This is a genomic window from Paenibacillus wuxiensis (genome assembly GCF_040195695.1).
Taxonomy (GTDB): Bacteria; Bacillota; Bacilli; order Paenibacillales; family Paenibacillaceae; genus Paenibacillus_B; species Paenibacillus_B suaedae.
In genome coordinates this window covers 139,558-161,824 of sequence record NZ_JBEFZI010000008.1, presented here as the reverse complement: position 1 = coordinate 161,824, position 22,267 = coordinate 139,558, and the positions used below count along the sequence as shown (strand labels likewise).

The following is a 22,267-nucleotide window of genomic DNA, read 5'->3' as shown; positions in this document are numbered from 1 at the left end:
TGCCGAATGAAGCACGGGCTAGGGCAGACCTATTTTTTTGATTTCCATTATGAGGATGGTGTCTGAAGCAGCTGCCTTATATAATAGAAATGGAGCAGATAGAAGAAAGATTAGGAATGCGGACTTAATTATGGATACGTTTTGCAAGCTTCCTCGTAGTAGTAAAGTAGTGAATGTGTATATCTTCATATTAATACAAACAGTTGATATAGGGAAGTAGAAACGATCCCTTTCGATGTGTATGGCTCCATACTATTATTGTCGGAGGTACTGCAGAATATGGCGATTATTGATGTAATCAAATATGATGGTTCACCTGATGTATTTGCATGGAAGTTTCCCAATCATGAGCTGGCAACGTGGTCGCAGCTTATCGTAAATGAGTCGCAGGAAGCGATTTTGTTCAAGGGCGGGCAAGCGCTCGATAGCTTCACAGCAGGCAGGCATACGCTTAGCACGGCGAATATTCCGATATTGAATCATATTGTTAACTTACCGTTCGGAGGAGATTCTCCCTTCACTGCGGAGGTATGGTATGTCAATAAGGTTCATTCTCTGAATGTAAAATGGGGCACGCGGACACCACTTCAATTGCAGGATCCAAAGTATCAGTTGTTCGTGAAGGTGCGTTCCTTCGGGCAGTTCGGCATTCAGATCGAAGATGCACGTAAGTTCTTGGGTAAGCTTGTAGGCACGCTGCCTGTGTTCAATCAAGATACGCTGACTGAATATTTCCGCGGCGTGCTCATGATGAATATTCACCAGCTGATTTCTTCCTACTTCGTGCATCGCAAGATTAGTATATTAGAGATCAATGCCTACATATCGGATATTTCCAAGCATATTCAAGAGCTGGTTGCACCGGTGTTCGAGGAATATGGCATTCGTCTGCTTAATTTCTATGTAGACTCGGTCAATACGCCTGAGGATGATCCAGCCACACAGCGTTTGCGGGAAGCGCTGGCGAAGCGGGCTGAAATGAATATTATTGGATTCACCTATCAGCAAGAGCGTACATTCGATACGCTTGGAGAGGTCGCTAGGAATGATAGTGGAGTGAAGTCAGATCTGATGGGTGCAGGTATTGGGCTTGGCATGGGTTACGGGGTTGGCGGTGCTGTAGGCGGCGTCATGACGCAGATGGCAGGCGAGCTTCGAGTTGATGCGCATGACAAGGTATGTCCGAAGTGCAATCGTGGCAATCAGCGAGATGCCTCCTTCTGCACAGGTTGCGGTACATCGCTGGCTGTAAGTGGCGGCACGGAGAAGCCGGTTGAGGTGAAATGTCAGGCATGTGGGGAGCAGATGCCGCGTACGACCAAATTCTGCCCACACTGCGGGGATCCGTATAATCCATGCCCAGAATGCGGGGCAGACAATCCGCCGGATCAAGGTGCTTGTATCGAATGCGGACAAGCAATGCCAGTTCCATGCCGTCATTGCGGCGAACCGGTGTCCAGCAAGGTCAAGTTCTGTCCGCACTGCGGCGAGGTGACGACGCTTACTTGCAGCGGGTGCAACAGCGAGGTTAAGCCAGGGCAAAAATTCTGCGTGGAATGCGGCAATAAGCTGGTATAGGGGGAGAATATCATGAAGTGGGCATCACGGTTCAAGTGGATTACATCAGCGATATTTCTCATTCTAGGAGCGGTAACGGTTGGTTTATTTTTTGGCCTGTGCGATGTCGAATCCCGCGGCTTCTCATGGTGGCTGTCCTTCGGCTCCCTCATGATGGCAGGACTGATCAGTTATCTATTTTGCATGAGTATGCTCGTCCATCTGTCCAAGCACAAGGATGAGGTTCCTATGAATTTATCAATGGGAGCAATCGCCTTCATTTATAATATTGTAGTTTTGGTACATATTGTGCTGTTTTGGCTCGTCCTGGATATACCCGAGAAGCTGTACATGTGGATTCACATCATCACCTTTGCAGTAGCGTTCATTTTGGCGCTCCTCATTGGTCTCACGCGAATATCTGTTGGCCGCTTGCAGCAGGATGAGAGCAATCGGATGCAGTTTAAGAAGCGACTTCAGCTTAGTTTGCATGGAGCACGATTGGAGTTGGAAAGCTGGGAGAATCCAGAGCGCGATATGCTGCTGGAGCAGGTGAACAAGCTGGAGGAACAGGTGAAATATAGCGATCCGATATCGGTACCGACTATGGTGCTGGAGGAAGGACAGATCATGGATCAGGCCGCTCGCCTGGAGGAAGGTGTACGATCTATGGTGCGTGATCGCAACACGGTATACAGCGCTGATGAGCTGCGCGATATGATCCGGCAGTTGTCTAACGGGATGAAGCTGCGCAATGAGCAGTTAGCAGTGCTGAAATAGGTGGCAATGAATAGATGCGATGGGTAGACAACGATAGATTTAACATGAATGTATGCTCAATAGTTAAATAGATAGAAAGGTGAACTGAATTCCATGGGTGGTTTATTACGCACAATAGGAAGAGTGCTGCTCTTTTTGCAAGTTGCTTTTATTTTTGGCTTTTTCGTAAGCTTATCTCGTGTTACTCCTGCTGATGACCCGGTAGGGAAGCTGGGATTCTCTGTATTTGTATTCGGGATTCCAGGGCTTATGTCGTTCATCGGCGGCAAGTATTTGAAGAAACGTAAGGAAACACGGAAGATGATGCGGGAGCAGAATCTGATTCCGGCGCGCGATTCGTTAAGAGTGAGCGACTTGCTTCGATTCATCGGCTATATCATATTGTTCGGCATCGAGTGGAAGTTTCTCACTGTATTGGCGGAGTGGCCAGTACCTAAGTCTCAATTAACGACAATCTATGGCGTAGGGCTATTCTTCTTCATGCTTGGTATCTTCATGCTCTGGCGGGCTTCTCGAATCGATGCGAAGGCAGATGCGTTGTACATGCAGCAGCAAGCAGAGAACATGAACCCCTCAGACGAAGATAACGAAGACGATGAAGAAGAGAATGAGGATGGGTATGACGAACCGGTACATAGTCGTGCTGCTGCAGAGGTGGCTGCCAGTGCGCTATTGCTTCCGAAGATGGTCAGCTGCCCCGGATGCGGCGCTCAGACCGAGGTACCTCCTCGATCTACTGCTTCTTGCGACTATTGCGGATCTGCGGTTCCGTATGAGTAAGTGTAGCACATAACTAAGCGATGATTGTTGCTGAGCAGTAGAGAAATCTAGAGAAATTCGAGATTGTTAAGCGAAATAGGGCTAAATACAGGGCTATAGATGATTTTAGTAGAATTCAGGAGGAATGGGAGACATATAATGAAGAAAGGCTCTTTTTTAAAAGTAGTAGGCGGAATCTTTTTATTTTTCCAAATCAGCTTTATCCTCTCGTTCCTTCTTAACTTGTCACAGCTTCACGAGATCGAGGATTGGTTCGGGAAATTGTTGTATTCTGTATTCGTATTCGGCATTCCAGGAATTTGTCTGTTCCGCAAGGGCAAGCAGCGGAGGACAAAAGCCGAAATCGAGCTGCAGCTTCGTCAGCGGGGCATATTACTGCCTGCCAAGAAGCTATGGAGGGCCAGCAATTTCATGCGAGGCTTGGGCTGGATGATGATGTTATTCGTAGAGCTTGTGTTGCTGGGAAATATGATGATCTGGTCGGATATGCAGGAAGAAGTAGAGATGCTGTTTGTTTTTGTATTATTACTGGGTGTTCCGGGTGCTCTTCTCGTGTGGGCAAGCACGAAGCTAGATCGCAGTGCGGATGAAAAAGCTATGGTAGAACAGTATCGGGTACAATTGGTGAATGAGATGACCGATCACGATGAAAGGGACGATAACTTTAAACCTTACGAACGTGCGGCCGCAAATTCAGCTGCTGCCAACAAGCCGATGCTCCCAAAAGTAGTCGACTGCACGGGTTGTGGTGCCCAGATAAAGGTGCAGCCTGATTCTGTAGCAGCATGTGAGTATTGTGGCTCCATGATGGCATACGATGCAGTGTAATATTATGGAGCTACTATGATTCAGAAATGATGGTACAATGAATGGGTTCATTTTATAAATAGGTGGGATATCCTTGGAGATGTCGTTACGCAAAGCGCGGATATGCAAGACACCGCTGCTTTTTATTTTGCTTTCATTTCTGTGTGTAATTCTCTTTTATATGTGTGGCGTCTTCATGGGGTACAGCCCAGATATGCTTATCCAAGTCCCATTCATTATGGCAGGTTATACAGCTTTTGTATTTATTTTGGCCTATCTAGCTTATCGGCATTTGCATGAGGAACGGGCATTTATCCTTTTTATCGCATGCTTAGCCTTCTGTATCCGGTTTATGTGGGTGCTTGTCGTTGATACGAAGCCGATGTCTGATTTTCAAATCATGTACGATGCCGCAGTGAAAATGTCGGTAGGGGATTTCTCGTATAAGTACAGCGATTATTTCCAGGCATGGACCTATCAATTAGGCTTCACGATGTATCAGGCGCTGATGATTAAGATATTCGGCACAAGCTTGCTGCCCTTGAAAATCATAAATGCACTCTGGTGCGCAGGCATCACGGTGTTGGTATATAAAATTGGACGGAATCTATTCCATGAATTTGCGGCGAAGTTCGCTAGCATCACTTACTGCTTCTTCATTCCCAGCATTGTAATGAGCTCGGTATTGACGAATCAGCATTTGGCGACGTTTCTGTTCTATCTCGGGTTTTACTTTTTGCTCCAAAAACGAACGCCCAAGTGGAAAGTAAGCATGGTAATAGCGGTGCTGCTGTCACTTGGCAATCTCATACGTCCATTGGGCATTGTGATCCTATTAAGTATCCTGTTTTATGCCGTGATTTATTTAATCGTACTGAAGAAGGAGTCCATCAAAAAAGTGATCGGCTTCCTTGTTATTTTCATGACGACCTATTTTGCTATCTTCTACCTGGTTAGCTTCATTGCGGTAGGAACGGGAATCTCGAATACGCCATTAGAGAACCATGATCCGATGTGGAAATTTGTATTGGGCTTCAATCGTGGGACAGAGGGGGCCTATTCGGAAGAGGACTTTAAAACAGTGTCGCAATATCCGTTAGGAGAAGAGCGAACGCGTATTGAGAAGGAAATGGTGTGGGAGCGTCTGTCCAATGTTGGAGAGCTGTCGAATCTCTTCCTAAGTAAAATTCGGCTTATGTGGGGCGAGGTTGATGCGTTATTTTGGAGCCTGAATACGAACAGCGTGAGCAGTCTATTCGGTTTGATTCATACGTATTCGTATGTCAGTTACTTTGTCATTATCTTACTGCTGTTCTTAGCCGTTGATCTTCTTATTCTGCGCAGGGATACCGAACATAAGTATCTGTTCCTCATTCTATTAATTCTCGGCTATATGGGTGTGCATCTGTTCATTGAAGTGCAGCAGCGGTATCGATACTTCATTATGCCATCGATGATTATCATTGAAGGGTATGGTGCTTATGCGCTCGTTGTCGTCATGTCCCAGTGGAAGGAGCGCATCCCATTCCGCCGGTTGCTGCGACTGCGCGTGAAGGATGCACGACAAGAAGTCGCCGAGGAAGCGTGACCTTGCTTTTTTTAAACCAAACTTAAATGTGAGCCATCCTTGCCCTTAACCTTCTCGATTTATGCTGTTTATGCAAGACAACAAAGACATAATCAGAAGGTGAAACAATGATAGGATGGAAGCGAACACTGATTATGGGGGCGGCAGTCTGCATGATTGCCTGCACCTCAATCGCCAACAGCGCAGCAGCAAGCAGCATTGACTCTGGTGAGGCGGACATGGCAATCAGCCAAGCGTGGAAGCAGTGGGTCAAGGAGCATGCGAAGCCGATTGCCATACATAATGAGATCCATGGAAAGGAACAGGAAACGAAGGAACGATTCCAGGATCTCCAGTTTCTGAAGCCGTTATTGCAGCATAAGCGAATGGTCAGTCTAGGAGAAGCGTCACATGGCGCATCGGAATATAATTCAGCGAAGGTTCGGCTGGTTCAGTTTTTGCACGAACAGCTCGGGTACGATGTACTCGCGTTTGAATCGAATCTGGGCGAGACATCAGCTGCGTTTGCGGAGATTGGCAAGCGAACACCTACAGATATGATGAAGAGTTCGATCTTTGGCGTATGGCAGGTGGAGGAGAACTTGCCCTTATTCGAGTATATCGCGCAGCAGAGCAAGACGGCACGGCCGCTTATTTTGACAGGGATTGATGTACAGGGTACTACGGAACCGTTCATTGCATTTGTGGAGAAATGGTTCGCCCAAGTCGACAAGAGCAAAGCGGTATCGTTCGCGCAAACGGATCGATGGTATTTGAAGGTGCATGCCTACAAGGATTTGGAGCAATTCAAGCGGGAGCAATCGCTGCTGATTGCGAAGTATCAAGTATTCCAAACGTTCGTGAAGGAGAACAAGACGAAGCTGCAGGCTGTTTACCCTGAGCAACCAGAGATCGTTCCCATTATGGAGCGTGTGCTGCAGAATCGCATCGATATGCTGGAGACGTACTGTGAACGAATGGTGAAGCTATTCGCAGGGATTGAGCCTGAGCGACAGATGAAGGAAGCCAGCTATATTCGGGATGAGCAAATGGCGAGCAATGCGGCATGGCTTGCCGAGCGGCTGTATCCCGATAAGAAGATCATCGTATGGGGGCATAATTACCATGTTCGAAAGCATAATTCGACGATGGTAACCGAGCATAACGGCTTCGGCTTCGACAATCATCCTTATCCGACAATGGGGGAGATGCTGTCATTCTCGCTGCGGAAGGACAATTATGTGATCGGATTGTATGCCTATCAAGGAAGCTCCAGCAAGAATAGCAAGGATACCGAGCGCATCACGCTGCCGCATAATGAAGGAAGCATAGAAGCGGTGCTTAGAGCAGGAGGCCACCCTAATCAGTTCTTGGATCTCACACAGGCGAAGCTTGAACCGGGTACATCATGGATGTTCACTCCTCGTATTGCTAAAGCGTGGGGCGTACTTGAGGAGACGATGGTCGTTCGGGATCAGTATGATGGTCTATTGTTCGTGGACACGATCCATCCATCACGACGGATGGCACAATAATATAGGTTGAATAGGGCTGCATACGGGATGCGGCTCTTTTTTTGTGTATGCTGGAGGAGGATTCCCGCCTGCTGATTTCGCCCTTTCAATTGCACATTCGGTATCGCCTGTTTGGTCAATCATGATATGATAGAAGAGAATGGTTTCCAAGCTAACCCAGATTGGATTGGGAACGGAATCAGAGAGGAAGAGGAGGGGAAATCGATGATGCTCGAGCGTCGAGAGTTGCAGCAGAAGCCCATGCCACAGGATGTCCAATTTTATCGCGCTGAGAGCGAGATCGGAACACCGCTGCCTTTTAAAATATATCGTTGGAACCATGCGGGTGGCAGCATACGTGATCATACGCATGACTATTTTCAAATCTGGTATGTCGTGAAGGGCGAGTTCATGCATACGATCAATAATCACACGTATCGGATGGTGAAGGGCAATATTTTTGTAATCCCACCATACGCCGTTCATCGGGTGACATTAGTGGCCGGTCAAGGAATTGACATTATTGGACTTGAGTTTCTCCCGCATTTTATTGACGAGCAGTATCAGCCGCATAATGGGAGCAGAGGGAGGTTCGACTACTCCTATCTGGAACAGTTCATGCTGGATGAGGAACATGTGACCCCGAAGGTGGCATTGTCGGGAGCGACTGATCTTGAGGTATCGAAGATTCTGAATGATATGCTGGACGAATATCAGCAGGCTAATCGTTATTACGAGCTGGTACTTAAGGCGGATCTGCTGAAGCTGATGACGATGCTTGTGCGAGAGATGGATCGACAGCGCAATTCCGATGACGTGGATGAACGATTGGGCAAATTCAAGGAATTGATGACGGCCGCGATTCATTACATACATGAGCATTATAATGAAGAGCTGCGCCTAGAGATGATCTGCCGCAAGTTTAATATTTCGAAGACATACTTCTGTGATTTATTTAAACGATTTACCGGTAAGACGTATAATGATTACTTGGTCGATATTCGGATTCACAAGGCGGCCGCGATGCTGCTTGATACCGATATGTCGGTAACGGATATATGCTTCCAAGTGGGCTTTAATGATGTTCCGTACTTCTCCCGAGTTTTTAAGCGCAAGACGGGGGTTACGCCGAGCCATTTCAAAAAGAACGCTTTGTCTGTGTGGCAGCATAGCTAGATGAACTCAGGAGATGTCTATGGCAGGCTCAAACTGTAACCTCTTGCCTTCCGTAGATGAGGGACCAGCATGTAAGGAGAGAAATAGCTCCAAGTGAGTAATGAGCAGTTATTGCTGCATCGTATGCAGAGATATTGATAGCGAAAATAAAAAAAGATCGGGTCCAGCACATCAGAGACATCTGACTGCTGAAACCCGATCTTTTTTACATGGTTGTGGGCGAATATGTCCAGACGAATCTAATCAATGTTTCAGATGTGTATCCAAAAACTTCACCATGGCATTGTAGAATTCGATGCGGTTTTCCTCATTGTTGAAGCCGTGGCCTTCGTTGTCCTTCACCATATATTCGACGTCAACGCCTCTCTTCTTGAGGGCTTCGACGATTTGATCGGATTCGGCTTTGTTCACGCGCGGATCATTGGCGCCCTGTGCAACGAAGAGCGGCGTTGTGATTTTGTCCGCATGGAATACAGGAGATACGGCCTTCAGCATGTCTTTGTCCTTCTCCGGATGGCCGATGCGCTCATAGAACATGTTGCGGTTCGCTTCCCAATAAGGCGGCAATGTATCAAGCAGGGTGAAGATGTTGGATACCCCGACATAATCGACGGCTGCTGCATACATGTCCGGTGTGAACGTAATGCCGGCTAGTGTCGCATATCCGCCGAAGGATGCACCGTAAATGCCGACGCGCTTCGGATCGGCGATGCCTTGCTTGATTGCCCATTGTACGCCATCCGTGATGTCATTTTGAATGTTGCGGCCCCACTGCTTGTTGCCGGCGTCGATGAATGCTTTTCCGTAACCCGTAGAGGAGCGGAAATTAACCTGCAGCACGGCATAGCCGCGATTAGCCAGCAGCTGAGCTTCTGTATTGAAGCCCCACATGTCGCGGGTCCATGGACCGCCATGCGGATTGACGATCAGAGGGAGGTTCTCCGGTGTCTTATTCTTCGGCAGCGTTAAGTAGCCATGAATCGTCATGCCGTCTCTGCTCTTATAGGAGATCGGGTGCATGTCCGCCATCTGCTCTGAATTGAGCCAGTCACTCAGGTTGGCGAGCAGCGTCAATTGATCCGTTGTGGAATCATAGTAATAATACTTGCCCTGCACTTTGTCAGTGGATAGGCTGACGATGAGCTTGGTCTTGTCTTCATTGTAGTCGTTGATGCCGATTTCGCTTTCTGTTGCCTGCAGCTTGTGCTGAAGTTTTTTGTGCAAAGCCTCGAATGATTCATCAAAATATTTCACATGTACTTTATCCGTTATATATGCAGTCATGAGCAGTTTATCTTGCTTATGGTCATACACCGCTCCTGCCAGATCGACGTCCGGATGGGAGTAGATCAGCTGCTCATTGCCCTGAAGGTCGTACTTGACGAGCGCGGACTTGTCGCGACCTTTGTTGGATACAGCATAGATCGTCTTATTGTCCTTGGAGAAGCCAAGCGGGTTAACATTGTCGCCGCCTGATGTCGTAATGAATGGCTTGAATTCGTCTTCCTCTGTCGCCCGGTACAATACGACGCCCTCGATGCCATCTGAAGCAACGGCAAGGCGAATTTTGCCGTCATGATCGGCAATCCATTCTTGAATGTTGCCTGGATTCTTCGCGACTAGCTTCGTTTCGCCTGTCTTGATGTTCAGCTTGTACACGTCGAATGCCTTGGCGTCTTCCTTGTTCATGGAGACGAGAATCTCGTCCTTAACGCCGGACAGTGCACTGACTACGCCGACTCGAACTTTATCGAATGGCGTTAATTCCTTCTCTTCATTGCCGTTGAACGCTGCGGAGTACAGGTGGAAGTTCTCGTCCCCGCCCTTGTCCTTCAAGTAGAGGATATGATCGCCTTTCCAGAAGAAGCCGGAAATATCGCGATCCTTGGAGCTCGTTACGCGCACTGGCTCGCTGGGACCGTCCATCTTCTGTACGAAGACATTCGAGCGATTTTCCCACGGTGCTGCATAGGAAATATAATTGCCATCCGGAGACAGCTGATAGGAGAAGCTTCCGGGGTTGCGCATGAAATCCTCGACGGAAATTTGCGGCACGCCCTTATTGTCGATGCCGGAACGGCTCAGCTTCACAACGTTCTCAAGTGCGGACGCAGCCTCGCGCAGTGTTGCTGCATTATTCTCATGCAGTTTCCCATCTGGGAGCCCCTTGAGCAAGCCCAGCGTCTTAGCTCGTTCCGCATAATCGGTCAAGCTCTTCTCGTCTTGCTCCTTGCCAAGCGCACGGACGAGGATGCGGGCAATCTCGCCGCGTTTAATCGGCGCATCAAGAGAGGTGAAATCCTCGTCAGCTACCAAGCCTGCATTCTTAGCAGCCTTCATTGGTTCGATTCCATGTTGATACGTGAGGGTCAAGACAGCTAGGCGGACGAATTCGTCAACGGAAACCGTAGACGTCAGCTTTGCATGTTCATCCAAAATTCCTTTGGACGTAAGCGCATGAATCCCATTCTGGTACCAAGTTGCAGCTTCGGCTGGCTTCTGCGCCATGACCGACGTCGGCAGCGATGCAGCAAGCACAGCCGCGAGTGATGCAGCAATCCATTTCTTTTTCATTGAAAAGAACCCCTTTGTATACTTGTATATGTTCATAATTTGAACTTTCCCAAGTATATACGTAGAAATTGGGATTGCAGGATTCATGTAAAATATAACAGTCAGGTGAATTTATTGTATTTATACATCGCCATTTATACAGAAAAAGGGCCCTTTCTCATGGGAAAGAGCCCTTTTATGGATGGGAAGCTATTTTGTTAAATGGGTATCCAAGAACTTCACCATGGCATTGTAGAATTCAATTCGATTCTCTTCATTGTGGAAGCCATGGCCCTCGTTGTCCTTCACCATATACTCCACATTAATGCCTCTCTTCTTGAGTGCTTCAACCATTTGATCGGATTCAGCTTTATTTACGCGCGGATCATTGGCTCCTTGTGCGACGAAGAGCGGTGTAATGATCTTATGTGCATGGAACACAGGGGATACTTCCTTAAGCAGCTCCTTATCCTTCTCTGGATGCCCAATCCGTGCATAGAACATATTGCGGTTCGCTTCCCAATATGGCGGCAGCGTATTCAGCAGGGTGAAGATGTTGGACACGCCTACATAGTCGACGGCTGCTGCATACAGATCCGGCGTGAAGGTTATGCCGGCCAGCGTTGCGTATCCTCCGAATGATGCGCCGTAAATGCCGATGCGGCTTGGATCTGCAATGCCTTGCTTGATTGCCCATTTCACGCCGTCCGTAATGTCATTTTGAATATCGCGTCCCCACTGCTTGTCGCCAGCATCGATGAATGCTTTGCCATAACCTGTTGAGGATCGGAAGTTAACCTGCAGCACGGCATAGCCGCGATTAGCGAGCAGCTGAACCTCGGGATTGAAGCCCCACTCATCGCGAGCCCAAGGCCCGCCGTGAGGATTCACGATAAGCGGGAGTTGTTCGGGCTGCTTATTTTTGGGCAGTGTCAAATAGCCGTAGATCGTTAAGCCATCCCTGCTCTTATAGGAGATTGGATGCATATCGGCAAGGTGATCCGTTGTTAACCAGTCGCTTAAGGCAGCAAGGAGCGTCAGCTTATCCGTCGTTGAATCATAGTAGTAGTATTTGCCCTGTACCTTGTCATTCGACAGACTGACGATGAACTTCGTTCTTGCTTCGTTGTAGTCATTGATTTGGATTTCGCTTTCCATTGCCTGCAATTTATGCTGCAGCTTTTTGTTCAGAGCCTCGAAGTCCGCATCGAAGTAATAATTATGCTTCTTGTCTGTGATATAGGTAGCCATGAGCAGTTTATCTTGCTTGTCATCGTATACTGCACGATCCAAGTCGACCTCAGGATGGGAGTAGAGTAGCTGTTCCTTGCCATGCAGGTCGTATTTGAGCAGCGCTGTTTTATCGCGTCCCTTGTTCGATATTGCATATATGTTCTTGTTGTCCTTCGTGAAGCCAAGCGGGTAGACGGTTTCTCCTGTATCCGTTGTGATGAAAGGCTTAAATTCTTCGTCCTCTGTATCGCGATAGAGTACAGCGCCTTTAATGCCTTCCGTAGCAACGGCCATACGGATGGCGCCATTGTGATCGGCAAGCCAAGCTTGGATATTGCCAGGATTTTTCGCTACAAGCTTGGTAGCCCCTGTCTTCACGTTCAGCTTATAGACATCGAATGCTTTCGCATTATCTTTGTTCATCGTAATGAGGATTTCATCCTTCACATTGGACAGTGTGCTGACTAACCCGACGCGCACCTTATCGAATGGAGTGAGATCCTTCTCCGCATTGCCGTTGAATGCTGCTGAATATAAGTGGTAGTTTTCATCTCCGCCTTTGTCCTTTAAGTACAGGATGTGATCGCCCTTCCAGAAGAACCCCGCAATATCGCGATCCTTAGAGCTAGTGATGCGTGCAGGCTCGCTCGAGCCATCCATCTTCTTCACAAATACATTCGTCCGACTCTCCCAAGGAGCTGCGTAAGAAATGTAGTTGCCGTCCGCAGACAGCTGATACGAGAAATTGCCAGGGTTGCGCATGAAATCCTCAACGGAAATGAGCGGTACACCCTTGTTGTCGATTTGAGCTAGACGGAGCTTGCGCAGGTTGCGAAGTGCAGAGGCGGCTTCCCCGATAGTCGCGTCTTTATTTTCATGGAGGCTGCCGTCTGGATAGCCAGTAAGTAAGCCAAGAGATTTAGCACGCAGCGTATATTCGGTTAATGTCTTCTCGCCGCGTTCCTCTGTGCCAAGTTCATAGGCGCGAACGAGGATACGGGCAAGCTCCCCGCGCGTAATCGGTGCGTCGAGAGAGGAGAATTCCTCAGCTTCGACCCATCCTTCATTCGCAGCTGCCTTTAGCGGATCGATCCCATGTTGGTAGGTGAGCGATAGTGCGGCATAGCGGATGAAGTCCTTTACCGGGATTGTGGACGTTGGCTTTGTCTGCTCGGGAAGTATTCCTCTGGAGACGAGCGCCTGAATCCCTTCTGTGTACCAGGATGAGGCGGCAGTAGAAGTAGACTTCTGTTGCGCCATGACAGTCAGCGGAAGCGATGCAGCGAGCATAGCAGCAAGTGTGGCGGATATGACTTTCTTTCTCATGAATTGAATAACCTCCTTATATGTACAGACCCATATATGTATATGATGAAGCTTTTTATTTAGTATTTGGATCAATTGTATGTATTAGGTAGGTTATATGGAATCGTGTGAAATATACGCGAACACCCCGGATAGACGCTGACTGCTGACGTCCGTTCCGGGGTGCTGCAAGTAGGTGTGAAGTTATTGGATGGAGTAAGGAAGCTTGAATGTCCACAGTTCAGTGCCGTTATCGGATGAAGTGCTGTCTACACCGAAGTCGTTATCATTGACGATTACGAGTTTGTTGCCATCTACGAGGGATACACCTTCAATTTTCTCATATGGATATTTGAATTCAACTGCATCCAATACAGTACGCTTCGCAAGCGGCAGAATGCTGTTGGATTTCAGATCAGCAAGAGACATTTGCTCCAGTGTCTTGCCAGACTTCTCGTCGTCATACTTGCCAAGAATATTCGTAGCTGTTGTGAGATCGACCGCATAAATGCGCTTCAATTGAGCTTTATCGCCTGCGTTTTTGTCACGTTCGTCAATCAGCAGCGTATTCTCGTTGATGGCTACCACGTCCGAGATGACAATGTCTGCTTGATCCAGACCGGTGAACTGCTTGGCATCCTCTGTCACATACACATATTCAGCCACTGGCTGCAATGTCGCAAGATCGAGCTTGATGATGCGCAGTTGACGCGAGTTGTCTGTAGACTTGTCTGGATTGCGCAGCGGGCTTTGCATGGACATGAACATGTACTTGCCGTCTGGCGTAATAGCGACGCCTTCAGCACCGCGATTTTGGCGAAGCTTATTGTATACGGATGGAATGACTTCTCTAGCTGGTACAAGCGGTGTAGAGACTTGTGCAGCCCATCCTTTTGGAACAATGCGCTCAATAATCGTACCGTCGCGCTTCACATGAACGATGGAAGGGCCGTATTCATCCGAGATCCAGAACGTGTCATCCTTCGCGTTATAGGCAAGACCCTCGATATCGAGTCCGTATGGGTCGTAGGCTAGACCTTTTTCCCCTTTGGCATCGAATGGGGCTTCGTCACGACCTTTACTATTCGGAAGTCCGGTAATATGAGCATTTCCCGTCGTTGGATTTTTGCCATTTACCTTGAGCGGAATTTGCTCCAATATTTTAATTTCATCTTTATCGATTTGAATCTTGTATAAGCTAGGGGTATAGCTTGCTAATGGGAACGTCCGGCGAGTTTTACCGCCAACTTCAACTTGGCCGTTCGGGCCACGGTCAGCAGTGGAGTAGAACACATTGTCAGGATCGCCAGGCACATGAGTCAAGGATGAACCAATGCCCATCTTAATTCCTTCAGCTAGATCCGCTGCATTGAGCTTATACTTGCCAGTCAACTCAGGCTTGTCCGTCAACGCAACACTGCCTCTGAATTCATCCCAATCTACATATTTGCCGGTTACTTCACTAAGTGCGCGGAGAGGCATGTATAAGCGAGAGTCGATTTCTACAGCCGGCGAAGCAGGTGTAACCGTTTGCCCGTTGTTCGTGTACGTAACGTGAGATGCAGGTACGCTATCGGCAGCGGCAGCATGTACCGAAGTAATTCCTGTTCCAGCAGATAGTGTCAATGCGGTTGCTAGCACGATCATAGCTTTCTTTTTCATTTGTCATGTCCCTCCATAAGACGAATCTTTAAAATGTGCATTCTTGTCTGTTCACCTGGATTATAACAACCGCTTGTTAAGGTTATGTAATGGAAGGGTTAAGGAGATGTAATGGAAAACTTGAGAGTTTGTAAATAGAGGGGCATACAAATAAAAACGGACATCGGGAGGTGAAGTCTAGCGATAGGCTTGTATGCTTCTAGCATCATTATCTGCTCGATATAAGAGTAAAAATTTATATCAGAAAATCCCAATTTTGAACGTAATATAGTTGACAGTAAAAAATAGACTAGGTACACTATTACTATATTGTTAGCACTCTGTGTAGTGGAGTGCTAATCCATTACTTACTATAATGATAATGACTACGTGTAAGTAATGACATGAAAAGATATGAGAGGGGATTTTTATTCATGGCTAAGAAGCAATTCAAAGCAGAATCCAAGCGTTTGTTGGAAATGATGATCAACTCGATCTACACGCAGCGGGAAATCTTCCTTAGAGAGCTCATCTCCAATGCGAGCGATGCGATCGACAAAATGTACTATAAAGCTTTGTCTGATGACAATGTGGTGTTCAATAAAGAAGATTATTTCATTAAAGTTTCGGTTGATAAAGAGAACCGTACGTTGACAATAGCCGATACAGGGATCGGGATGACGAAGGAAGAACTGGAGAACAACCTCGGCGTTATCGCGAAGAGCGGCTCCCTTGCCTTCAAGACGGAGAATGAAGCGAAGGATGGCCATAACATTATCGGCCAATTCGGTGTAGGCTTCTATTCCGCATTCATGGTTGCCGATGTCGTGACGGTAATTAGTAAGGCGTTCGGCAGTGATGAAGCGTTCAAATGGGAATCGAAGGGTGTAGACGGGTACACGATTGAGCCTAGCGAGAAGGATGAGCCAGGTACGGTCATCACATTGAAGATCAAGCCGAACACGGAAGACGAGCAATATGACGAGTATTTGGATGAATACCGTCTGAAGTCGATCGTGAAGAAATATTCGGACTTCATCCGTTACCCGATCAAGATGGATGTGACGAAGCATCGTCCGAAGGAAGACGACGATAAGGAATTCGAAGCGTATCAAGAAGAAGAAACAGTGAACAGCATGGTTCCGATCTGGCGCAAAAATAAGAATGAGCTGACGACAGAAGACTATGAGAACTTCTACAGTGAGAAGCGTTATGGCTTCGACAAGCCGCTGAAGCATATTCATATCAGCGCTGACGGCGCTGTTGTATACAATGCGATCTTGTACATTCCAGAGAATACGCCATTCGACTATTATACGAAGGAATATGAGAAGGGGCTTGAGCTGTACTCGAACGGCGTGTTGATCATGAACAAATGCGCAGAACTGCTCCCAGACTACTTCAGCTTCATGAAAGGGATGGTCGATTCCGAGGATCTGTCCTTGAACATCTCACGCGAAATGCTGCAGCATGACCGCCAGTTGAGCTTGATCGCGAAGAATATCAAGAACAAGATTAAGAGCCAGCTGCAATCCTTGATGAAGGACGAAAGAGAGAAGTACGAGCAGTTCTTCCAATCGTTCGGCAGACAGTTGAAGTATGGTGTGTACAGCGACTATGGCATGAACAAGGATGTGCTGCAAGACCTGATCATGTTCTACTCCTCCAAGGAGAAGAAGTTGATATCGCTCGATGAGTACGTGGAAAGAATGCCAGAAGATCAGAAATACATTTACTACGCAGTTGGCGAATCGATCGAACGCATCGAGAAGCTGCCGCAAACTGAGCTTGTGTTGGATAAGGGCTATGAGATTCTGTACTTTACAGACGACATTGATGAGTTCGCGATTAAGATGCTCATGAAGTACAAGGAGAAGGAATTCAAGAACGTATCGAGCGGCGATCTCGGCATCGAGTCCGATGGCGATGACAAGTCTGCTGACGAACAAGACGAGAACAAGGAACTGTTCGAGGCGATGAAGGACATCTTGAAGGATAAGGTGAAGAGCGTTAAAGCCTCGAAGCGCTTGAAGTCCCATCCAGTATGCTTGTCTGCAGAAGGCGAAGTATCCATCGAGATGGAAAAAGTGTTGAACGCGATGCCGAACAACCAAGCGGTGAAAGCCGATAAGGTGCTCGAAATCAACGTGAACCACGAAGTGTTCCAATCTCTGAAGAATGCTCATGCATCCGATGAAGAGAAGCTGAGCCTGTATACGAACCTGCTGTACAGCCAAGCGCTCTTGATTGAAGGCTTGCCGCTGCAGGATCCAGTGGAGTTCACGAACGATATGTGCAAGATTATGGTGTAACGAAGAGGTCTTCTTCGATACAATGAAAGAAATCAGGATGGAAGATTACCCGCTGTCGGCCCAAGCGCTGGCAGCGGGTTTTTGCGTTTGGCTATCTGCACTTCAGAAGGACATCAATGGCCTTGAACATAATGCGAACTGCCTTAGCGGTGGATCGCAGTTGATTCAAGCTGCCGATCAGATAGGCATCGAGGGCGGGATGATAGAACATAACGGTTCCGGAATAGCCCCATGCGCCCCACGCATTATATCTTGCCGGGAATAGGATTGGAACGGTTCGAAAGCGGACAATGCCGTACCCATAATCCACGCCCGGCCTGAACTTCGTCCATACTTGCATGCGCTGGAGGCTTTCGTCGGATATCAACTTGCCGCTCGTAAGAGCCTTCATGAATGTCAGCAAGTTCTCTGAGGTCGATATTAAGGCGCCGCCTGCGTATTCCATGCTGATGCTTTTGTAATCGGTAATTGCAGTCTGGCCTGCATATAAGTCGGCCATGGGATAAGGGTCTTCTACTGCCGGTGTAGAATAAAACGCCATATGCGTATGGTGGAGCTGCAGCGGTTCGAATAAGTAACGGCGAAATGCTTCATGGAGTGGGATGGATGTGATGTTTTCGATGAGTAGGCCTAATAAGTGGTATCCGGTGTCCGAGTAATGGATTCTCTGTCCGGGAGGAAAATGGGACGTTAGATGCTCCTTGGACCATTGGATAACCTCCTGTGGTGTCCATTCGCGTGAAGGCTCCGAGGTGAATAGGTCGAGCATCCGTGGGCCTTGCTTGGGGCGATCCTCGAAGTAATCGTTCAATCCGGACGTATGGCTGAGCAGATGCTTGATTTGAATTTGAGTAGAGTAATCGGTGCCCTTGTATACATGGAGCTTGTGCATCAGCTCCGAAGGAAGGTAATGATGGATGGGATCTTCGTAGGTGAGCTTGCCCTCTTCTGCGAGCATTGCCGTAAGTACCGAGGTGAACAGCTTGCTTATGCTGGCAATATAATAGCGCTGCTGCGGAAGAGATGGCTGACCTCGTGTCGTGCCTTCCGCCATGTTCAGATGAATGCCCAAGGGCTCGCAATGTACGAGGAAATAGGCATTATGAAGCTTGCGATTACGCTGAATAACGCTTCTAAACTGCCGCTCGATTCGACTCATCGCTTCCTGACGGTTCATAATTGCTCCCCTTTCTGCCGCATGCGGGCGGCAGCGATAATATCGGCGGACGTACTGTCCATGACCTCAATGTCATTGAAGCCTTCTGGCAGCAGGCCATTAGCCGTCATAACGGACAGACCTAGCGTAAATATTCTCATCTTAAGCAGAATAGGCATCAGCTCTTCGTCTGTGAAATCGGCAAGCTCCGGATCGGTCTTCATTCTGTCGATAATGCTGTTCATCTCGCCCGGCTCATGCTGCAAATAGGGGTTCGGTCTCATGACCATGTCGCGGAACAGGAGCGGGTATTCCCGTGCGAAGCGGAGTGTGGCAACGCCAATATCATGAAATGGCTGGCCCGTATCCTGACTGAGGAGATAATCGTCGCTGAAAGTAAAAATACGCTGTATAACCACTTGAATGAGCTCCGCAACATCTGTGAAGTTGACATAAATAGGCGCAATTGAGCTTCCCAGATGTTCTGCGACCTTGCGAATCGTAATGCTGTAGATTCCTTCTCGCATGGCAATGTGGAAGGCGGCATCAATGATCGTATCCCGCGAAAATTTCGTCTTAGGCGGCATAGCGGGTTTCCTCCCTAGTAGGCATCCAAATCCAATGAAATATCATCTGATACATATCAAATGATATTTATATAATCAGTATATATGTGACAGGTAGATTTTCAATACCTCATCAGGAAAAAAACGGAGAATATATTTATTTATACATCTGTTCGCCCCTTCTTAAATGGGGAGGTTTGTCATGAACGGCTTTTTGTCCTGCCAAAATGAAATGTTGATTGGATGGAACCAACTTCCTTCATAGCCAATCTAACGTAATAGAATAAGCTTATTCAAATCTTGAGGGAGGATTATCAATGTGCTAACGGTGGACGAAGTAAGGCTGGCACAGCAGGGAGATTGCGAAGCATTTATTCGTCTTATTACAGGTATGGAGCGCAGTTTATATCGGGTAGCACGTTCCATCTTGAAGCGGGATGAGGATTGCGCTGATGTGATTCAGGAGGCGATATTCAAGGCGTTTCGCGCGATACATACTTTACGAGAACCTGCCTACTTCCAGACATGGATGTTCCGTATTGTAATGAATGAATGTCATCAATTAGTCAGCAAGCAGAAGCGGGTTGTCATCATGGCTGATCTTCCGGCAAAAGCCGCACCTGTTGCGGACAATGAGCATATCGAGTACTTGGATCTGATGGCGGAGATTGATCGGTTGGAGGATAATCACCGCATCGTCATTTCGCTGCATTATTTTGAGGACATGTCTGTGAGAGACATTGCGGAGCTGCTGGACACAACGGAAGGAACGATTAAGTCGCGTTTGCATCGGGCCCGTGCAGCGTTGGCGAAGGTGATGGACAATCCTTTTGAAAGGAAGGGCGACTATGAAACATGTTGATATGGAGCATGTGCTCAAGCAGGCGGCTGCCAATGAGCCGCGTGAAGTCCCTGAAGTGGTGCGGCAGCGCTACGACGCTACTTATGCAGAGCTGCGAGACCTGGCGGCTAAGCGGGATGCTGTGCCTGACGTTGTGAAGCAGAGTGTAGTGCAGTCCGTTCACGCGCTGCGATCAAATGCGGCAAGCCGACAAAAGAGACGCATGCGCCAAGTCGCCGTCATAGCGGCAGCAGTATCTTTTATCGGCATGGGCATTATCGGTTCTGGGTTCGTGTCGCCGGTGATGGCGCAGACATTGAAGAAGATTCCGCTTCTGAATACCGTGTTCACGATTGCGGGGGACTTAGGGCTGCAGGCAGCGGATGAAAAGGGGCTCGTCGATAATGTCAATCAAAGCGTGACGATAAACGGAGAAACGCTGAAAGTATCCAAGGTCATCTACGATGGGGCAAGATTATCTGTGGGCTTCGTTCAAACAGCGCCTGGGCGGAAAATCGAACAGGTAAAGCTGGCGATTGACGGAGAACTCGATCATTTTGCGAGCAGTTTACGGGATAGCATCCTATCGGAAGACGGCAAGACGGTAAACAGTGTCATTAACTTTACACCTAACTGGAATCTGCCCGATGAGTTCGAATTGAAGCTGTTTGTGTTCTTGGAGGGAATGGAGCAGGATCGATTCGAATTCAGCTTCCCCGTGAAAAAGGTTGCTTCGCTAACCATCACATCGGACGTGGTAAGAAAGCACGGGGAGTCCGTCGTGAAAGTAGATAAAATCGAAATGTCGGAAGTGTCAACGCGGGTTATTTTGAAACACGAGCATCCACATCGTCCTAAAGAGTTAGAGCCATTGGGACTTAATGTTGCCATCTTCGATGATCGCGGAAATGAACTCCAGCCAATTAACGGGAGGGATGGATCAGGGACGTTGATTAATGGGATCGAGCACATTACGTGCAACTTCAATTTCGCACCGTTCCAACATCCATCGAAATCGATTACGTTGAAGCCGTATTTCAGAACATTATCTAAGAAACCGCGGTCTCAAAATAAAACTATGGTTAACGAGATGCCAAGCGAAGAGAAGCCACTTATTCTCAGCCAAGGAGCGGCTGGACGTTTGGAAGTGACGCGCTTGGAATGGAAGGGCGACAAACTATTTGTCTATTACAGCAAGTTTGGCGACAATCCGTTTGATAACGGTCGTCGTTTATATTTGGAAGATGAGCAAGGGCAATTGCTCATTGATGAGCAAATCCGGGTGATCGATCCCGAGAATTATCGCTTTGTCGCGGGATATGACCAGGTATCGCCCGATCAGAAACTGACATTCGTGACGGAAGATACACCACTGGTGGATTACATCAAAGACTTAGAAATGACAATCCCCTTAACGGAATAGGTACACAGAAAAGGAACATATCAACTGACAATGCTGAAGGGAGCAATTTCAAATGAAATCATGGAACAAAGTATGGATATGTATGACGGCAGCAGCGCTTGTGCTGACAGCTTTACCTGCAACGGAATCTTATGCGGCGAAGACGGTCACACAGGCAAGTGATCAGAATACGATGAAGCTAACAGATGTAGATAAGGAGATTCAAGAGAAAATAAAAAAAGAGGTTCGTGATTTGTCAGGCTTGTCTATCGTTGAGGCCGATGTGAACATGGAAGGAGTGAACTTGACGATTACTTTCAAAGACAATATAGGGAATATGATGATGAACAAGAACACGAAGGAAATCGTGTTTTTGAACCTGCGCCTCACCTTCGATCAATTAGAAAAGGCCAAGCAGGACAAGATGATTGGCTTGCTTAAGGAGCTGAATAATAAACGGAAGTATGCACCGAAACAAGTGGATCTACATAAATCCCCGAATGAAACCCGTATTTCGATGCTGGGTGAGGATTTTGCCGCTTCCATGACAGATCAGGATCATACCGCTTATATCGACTTCTCCTATAAGAATATAGACGCTTCAGTACGTAAAAATGCAGAAGAAGCCTTGAAGAAGTTCTCGAACGGTGGAAATCCAAAATTAACGAGAGCCCAACTGCACAAGTTCGTGAGCAAGGATCCGAAAATGAAAGAGGACTCCTACGTATGGCGAATTAACGGCGGCGATGAAGATCATTGGATAGGTCTGGAGATTGGCGCTGTTACGGGCAAAATCTATGATGTTCTCATCAAAAAAGTGGATGTTCCTGATAAAGATCAAGCATATGCGGATTTGGACATCAAGAAAGTGAAGGCTGCAGTAGAATCCAAAACAAAGTCAATATTCAATGTAAGCTTGGGCGGGTACGAGGCGAAGCAGGAGTCGAAATACGGAAGTAAATTTATTTTTACGAAAAAAGGCAGTCCTACGATAGAAGCCAGAGTGGACTTGAAAGGGAATTGCTACGGTATCAGTCTGCTTCCTGAGAATGGAAAGAGGAACTAATGGGTAGGAGG

16 protein-coding genes are annotated in these 22,267 nt (G+C 47.6%); 11 read left to right on the top strand and 5 right to left on the bottom strand.

The window, feature by feature from the left end:
- Window positions 1–279 precede the first annotated feature (279 nt).
- From ABN764_RS19535 to ABN764_RS19505, 7 genes are all read left to right on the top strand, one after another.
- Window positions 280–1,578, top strand: coding sequence for an SPFH domain-containing protein (locus tag ABN764_RS19535; RefSeq protein ID WP_446672808.1), 1,299 nt, complete (start codon window positions 280–282; stop codon window positions 1,576–1,578).
- A 12-nt stretch (window positions 1,579–1,590) separates the two neighbouring features.
- The gene (locus tag ABN764_RS19530; protein ID WP_446672807.1) at window positions 1,591–2,337 is read left to right on the top strand and encodes a hypothetical protein; all 747 of its coding nucleotides are present in this window, start codon (window positions 1,591–1,593) and stop codon (window positions 2,335–2,337) included.
- A 93-nt stretch (window positions 2,338–2,430) separates the two neighbouring features.
- Window positions 2,431–3,117, top strand: coding sequence for a TFIIB-type zinc ribbon-containing protein (locus tag ABN764_RS19525; RefSeq protein WP_446672806.1), 687 nt, complete (start codon window positions 2,431–2,433; stop codon window positions 3,115–3,117).
- Between the two features lie 138 nt (window positions 3,118–3,255).
- Window positions 3,256–3,945, top strand: a complete 690-nt coding sequence (locus ABN764_RS19520; protein WP_268625046.1) for a hypothetical protein — start codon at window positions 3,256–3,258, stop codon at window positions 3,943–3,945.
- Between the two features lie 79 nt (window positions 3,946–4,024).
- Window positions 4,025–5,512 carry an ArnT family glycosyltransferase gene (locus tag ABN764_RS19515; RefSeq protein WP_446672951.1) on the top strand — a complete coding sequence of 496 codons (1,488 nt, stop codon included), beginning with the start codon at window positions 4,025–4,027 and terminating at the stop codon, window positions 5,510–5,512.
- A 107-nt stretch (window positions 5,513–5,619) separates the two neighbouring features.
- On the top strand, window positions 5,620–7,026 hold the full coding sequence (locus ABN764_RS19510) for an erythromycin esterase family protein (protein ID WP_446672805.1): 1,407 nt from the start codon (window positions 5,620–5,622) through the stop codon (window positions 7,024–7,026).
- Window positions 7,027–7,230: 204 nt separating this feature from the next.
- Window positions 7,231–8,181: a helix-turn-helix transcriptional regulator gene (locus tag ABN764_RS19505; protein WP_021255396.1), complete on the top strand. Its 951-nt coding sequence runs from the start codon at window positions 7,231–7,233 to the stop codon at window positions 8,179–8,181.
- Window positions 8,182–8,424: 243 nt separating this feature from the next.
- Here ABN764_RS19505 and ABN764_RS19500 read toward each other — a convergent pair whose 3' ends face one another.
- From ABN764_RS19500 to ABN764_RS19490, 3 genes are all read right to left on the bottom strand, one after another.
- Entirely contained in the window at window positions 8,425–10,755 is a 2,331-nt protein-coding gene (locus ABN764_RS19500) for a S9 family peptidase (protein WP_446672804.1), read from the bottom strand.
- Window positions 10,756–10,944: 189 nt separating this feature from the next.
- Entirely contained in the window at window positions 10,945–13,293 is a 2,349-nt protein-coding gene (locus tag ABN764_RS19495; RefSeq protein WP_446672803.1) for a S9 family peptidase, read from the bottom strand.
- Window positions 13,294–13,476: 183 nt separating this feature from the next.
- Window positions 13,477–14,934, bottom strand: coding sequence for an esterase-like activity of phytase family protein (locus tag ABN764_RS19490; RefSeq protein ID WP_446672802.1), 1,458 nt, complete (start codon window positions 14,932–14,934; stop codon window positions 13,477–13,479).
- 413 nt (window positions 14,935–15,347) lie between these two features.
- On the opposite strand from ABN764_RS19490, the gene htpG reads away from it, so the two are divergent.
- Window positions 15,348–17,225: a molecular chaperone HtpG gene (gene htpG, locus ABN764_RS19485; protein WP_446672801.1), complete on the top strand. Its 1,878-nt coding sequence runs from the start codon at window positions 15,348–15,350 to the stop codon at window positions 17,223–17,225.
- 91 nt (window positions 17,226–17,316) lie between these two features.
- Here htpG and ABN764_RS19480 read toward each other — a convergent pair whose 3' ends face one another.
- Both ABN764_RS19480 and ABN764_RS19475 read right to left on the bottom strand, forming a co-directional pair.
- Window positions 17,317–18,402, bottom strand: a complete 1,086-nt coding sequence (locus ABN764_RS19480; RefSeq protein WP_268625052.1) for a serine hydrolase domain-containing protein — start codon at window positions 18,400–18,402, stop codon at window positions 17,317–17,319.
- Window positions 18,399–18,968 carry a TetR/AcrR family transcriptional regulator gene (locus ABN764_RS19475; protein ID WP_446672800.1) on the bottom strand — a complete coding sequence of 190 codons (570 nt, stop codon included), beginning with the start codon at window positions 18,966–18,968 and terminating at the stop codon, window positions 18,399–18,401. The genes ABN764_RS19480 and ABN764_RS19475 overlap by 4 nt, the downstream gene beginning before the upstream one ends.
- Before the next feature lie 298 nt (window positions 18,969–19,266).
- Between ABN764_RS19475 and ABN764_RS19470 the strand changes: the two genes are divergently transcribed.
- The 3 genes from ABN764_RS19470 to ABN764_RS19460 are packed head-to-tail and all read left to right on the top strand — an operon-like array spanning window position 19,267 to window position 22,256.
- Window positions 19,267–19,809, top strand: coding sequence for a sigma-70 family RNA polymerase sigma factor (locus ABN764_RS19470; protein WP_142546389.1), 543 nt, complete (start codon window positions 19,267–19,269; stop codon window positions 19,807–19,809).
- Complete coding sequence (locus ABN764_RS19465; protein ID WP_446672799.1) at window positions 19,796–21,211, top strand: DUF4179 domain-containing protein; 1,416 nt, start codon at window positions 19,796–19,798, stop codon at window positions 21,209–21,211. The genes ABN764_RS19470 and ABN764_RS19465 overlap by 14 nt, the downstream gene beginning before the upstream one ends.
- A 52-nt stretch (window positions 21,212–21,263) precedes the next feature.
- Window positions 21,264–22,256 carry a hypothetical protein gene (locus ABN764_RS19460; RefSeq protein WP_446672798.1) on the top strand — a complete coding sequence of 331 codons (993 nt, stop codon included), beginning with the start codon at window positions 21,264–21,266 and terminating at the stop codon, window positions 22,254–22,256.
- Window positions 22,257–22,267: the final 11 nt, after the last annotated feature.

Coding starts and splice junctions, on each gene's coding strand:
- ABN764_RS19535 (WP_446672808.1), top strand. CDS start 280: ATGGCGATTATTGATGTAATCAAATATGATGGTTCACCTGATGTATTT.
- ABN764_RS19530 (WP_446672807.1), top strand. CDS start 1,591: ATGAAGTGGGCATCACGGTTCAAGTGGATTACATCAGCGATATTTCTC.
- ABN764_RS19525 (WP_446672806.1), top strand. CDS start 2,431: ATGGGTGGTTTATTACGCACAATAGGAAGAGTGCTGCTCTTTTTGCAA.
- ABN764_RS19520 (WP_268625046.1), top strand. CDS start 3,256: ATGAAGAAAGGCTCTTTTTTAAAAGTAGTAGGCGGAATCTTTTTATTT.
- ABN764_RS19515 (WP_446672951.1), top strand. CDS start 4,025: ATGTCGTTACGCAAAGCGCGGATATGCAAGACACCGCTGCTTTTTATT.
- ABN764_RS19510 (WP_446672805.1), top strand. CDS start 5,620: ATGATAGGATGGAAGCGAACACTGATTATGGGGGCGGCAGTCTGCATG.
- ABN764_RS19505 (WP_021255396.1), top strand. CDS start 7,231: ATGATGCTCGAGCGTCGAGAGTTGCAGCAGAAGCCCATGCCACAGGAT.
- ABN764_RS19500 (WP_446672804.1), bottom strand. CDS start 10,755: ATGAAAAAGAAATGGATTGCTGCATCACTCGCGGCTGTGCTTGCTGCA.
- ABN764_RS19495 (WP_446672803.1), bottom strand. CDS start 13,293: ATGAGAAAGAAAGTCATATCCGCCACACTTGCTGCTATGCTCGCTGCA.
- ABN764_RS19490 (WP_446672802.1), bottom strand. CDS start 14,934: ATGAAAAAGAAAGCTATGATCGTGCTAGCAACCGCATTGACACTATCT.
- htpG (WP_446672801.1), top strand. CDS start 15,348: ATGGCTAAGAAGCAATTCAAAGCAGAATCCAAGCGTTTGTTGGAAATG.
- ABN764_RS19480 (WP_268625052.1), bottom strand. CDS start 18,402: ATGAACCGTCAGGAAGCGATGAGTCGAATCGAGCGGCAGTTTAGAAGC.
- ABN764_RS19475 (WP_446672800.1), bottom strand. CDS start 18,968: ATGCCGCCTAAGACGAAATTTTCGCGGGATACGATCATTGATGCCGCC.
- ABN764_RS19465 (WP_446672799.1), top strand. CDS start 19,796: ATGAAACATGTTGATATGGAGCATGTGCTCAAGCAGGCGGCTGCCAAT.
- ABN764_RS19460 (WP_446672798.1), top strand. CDS start 21,264: ATGAAATCATGGAACAAAGTATGGATATGTATGACGGCAGCAGCGCTT.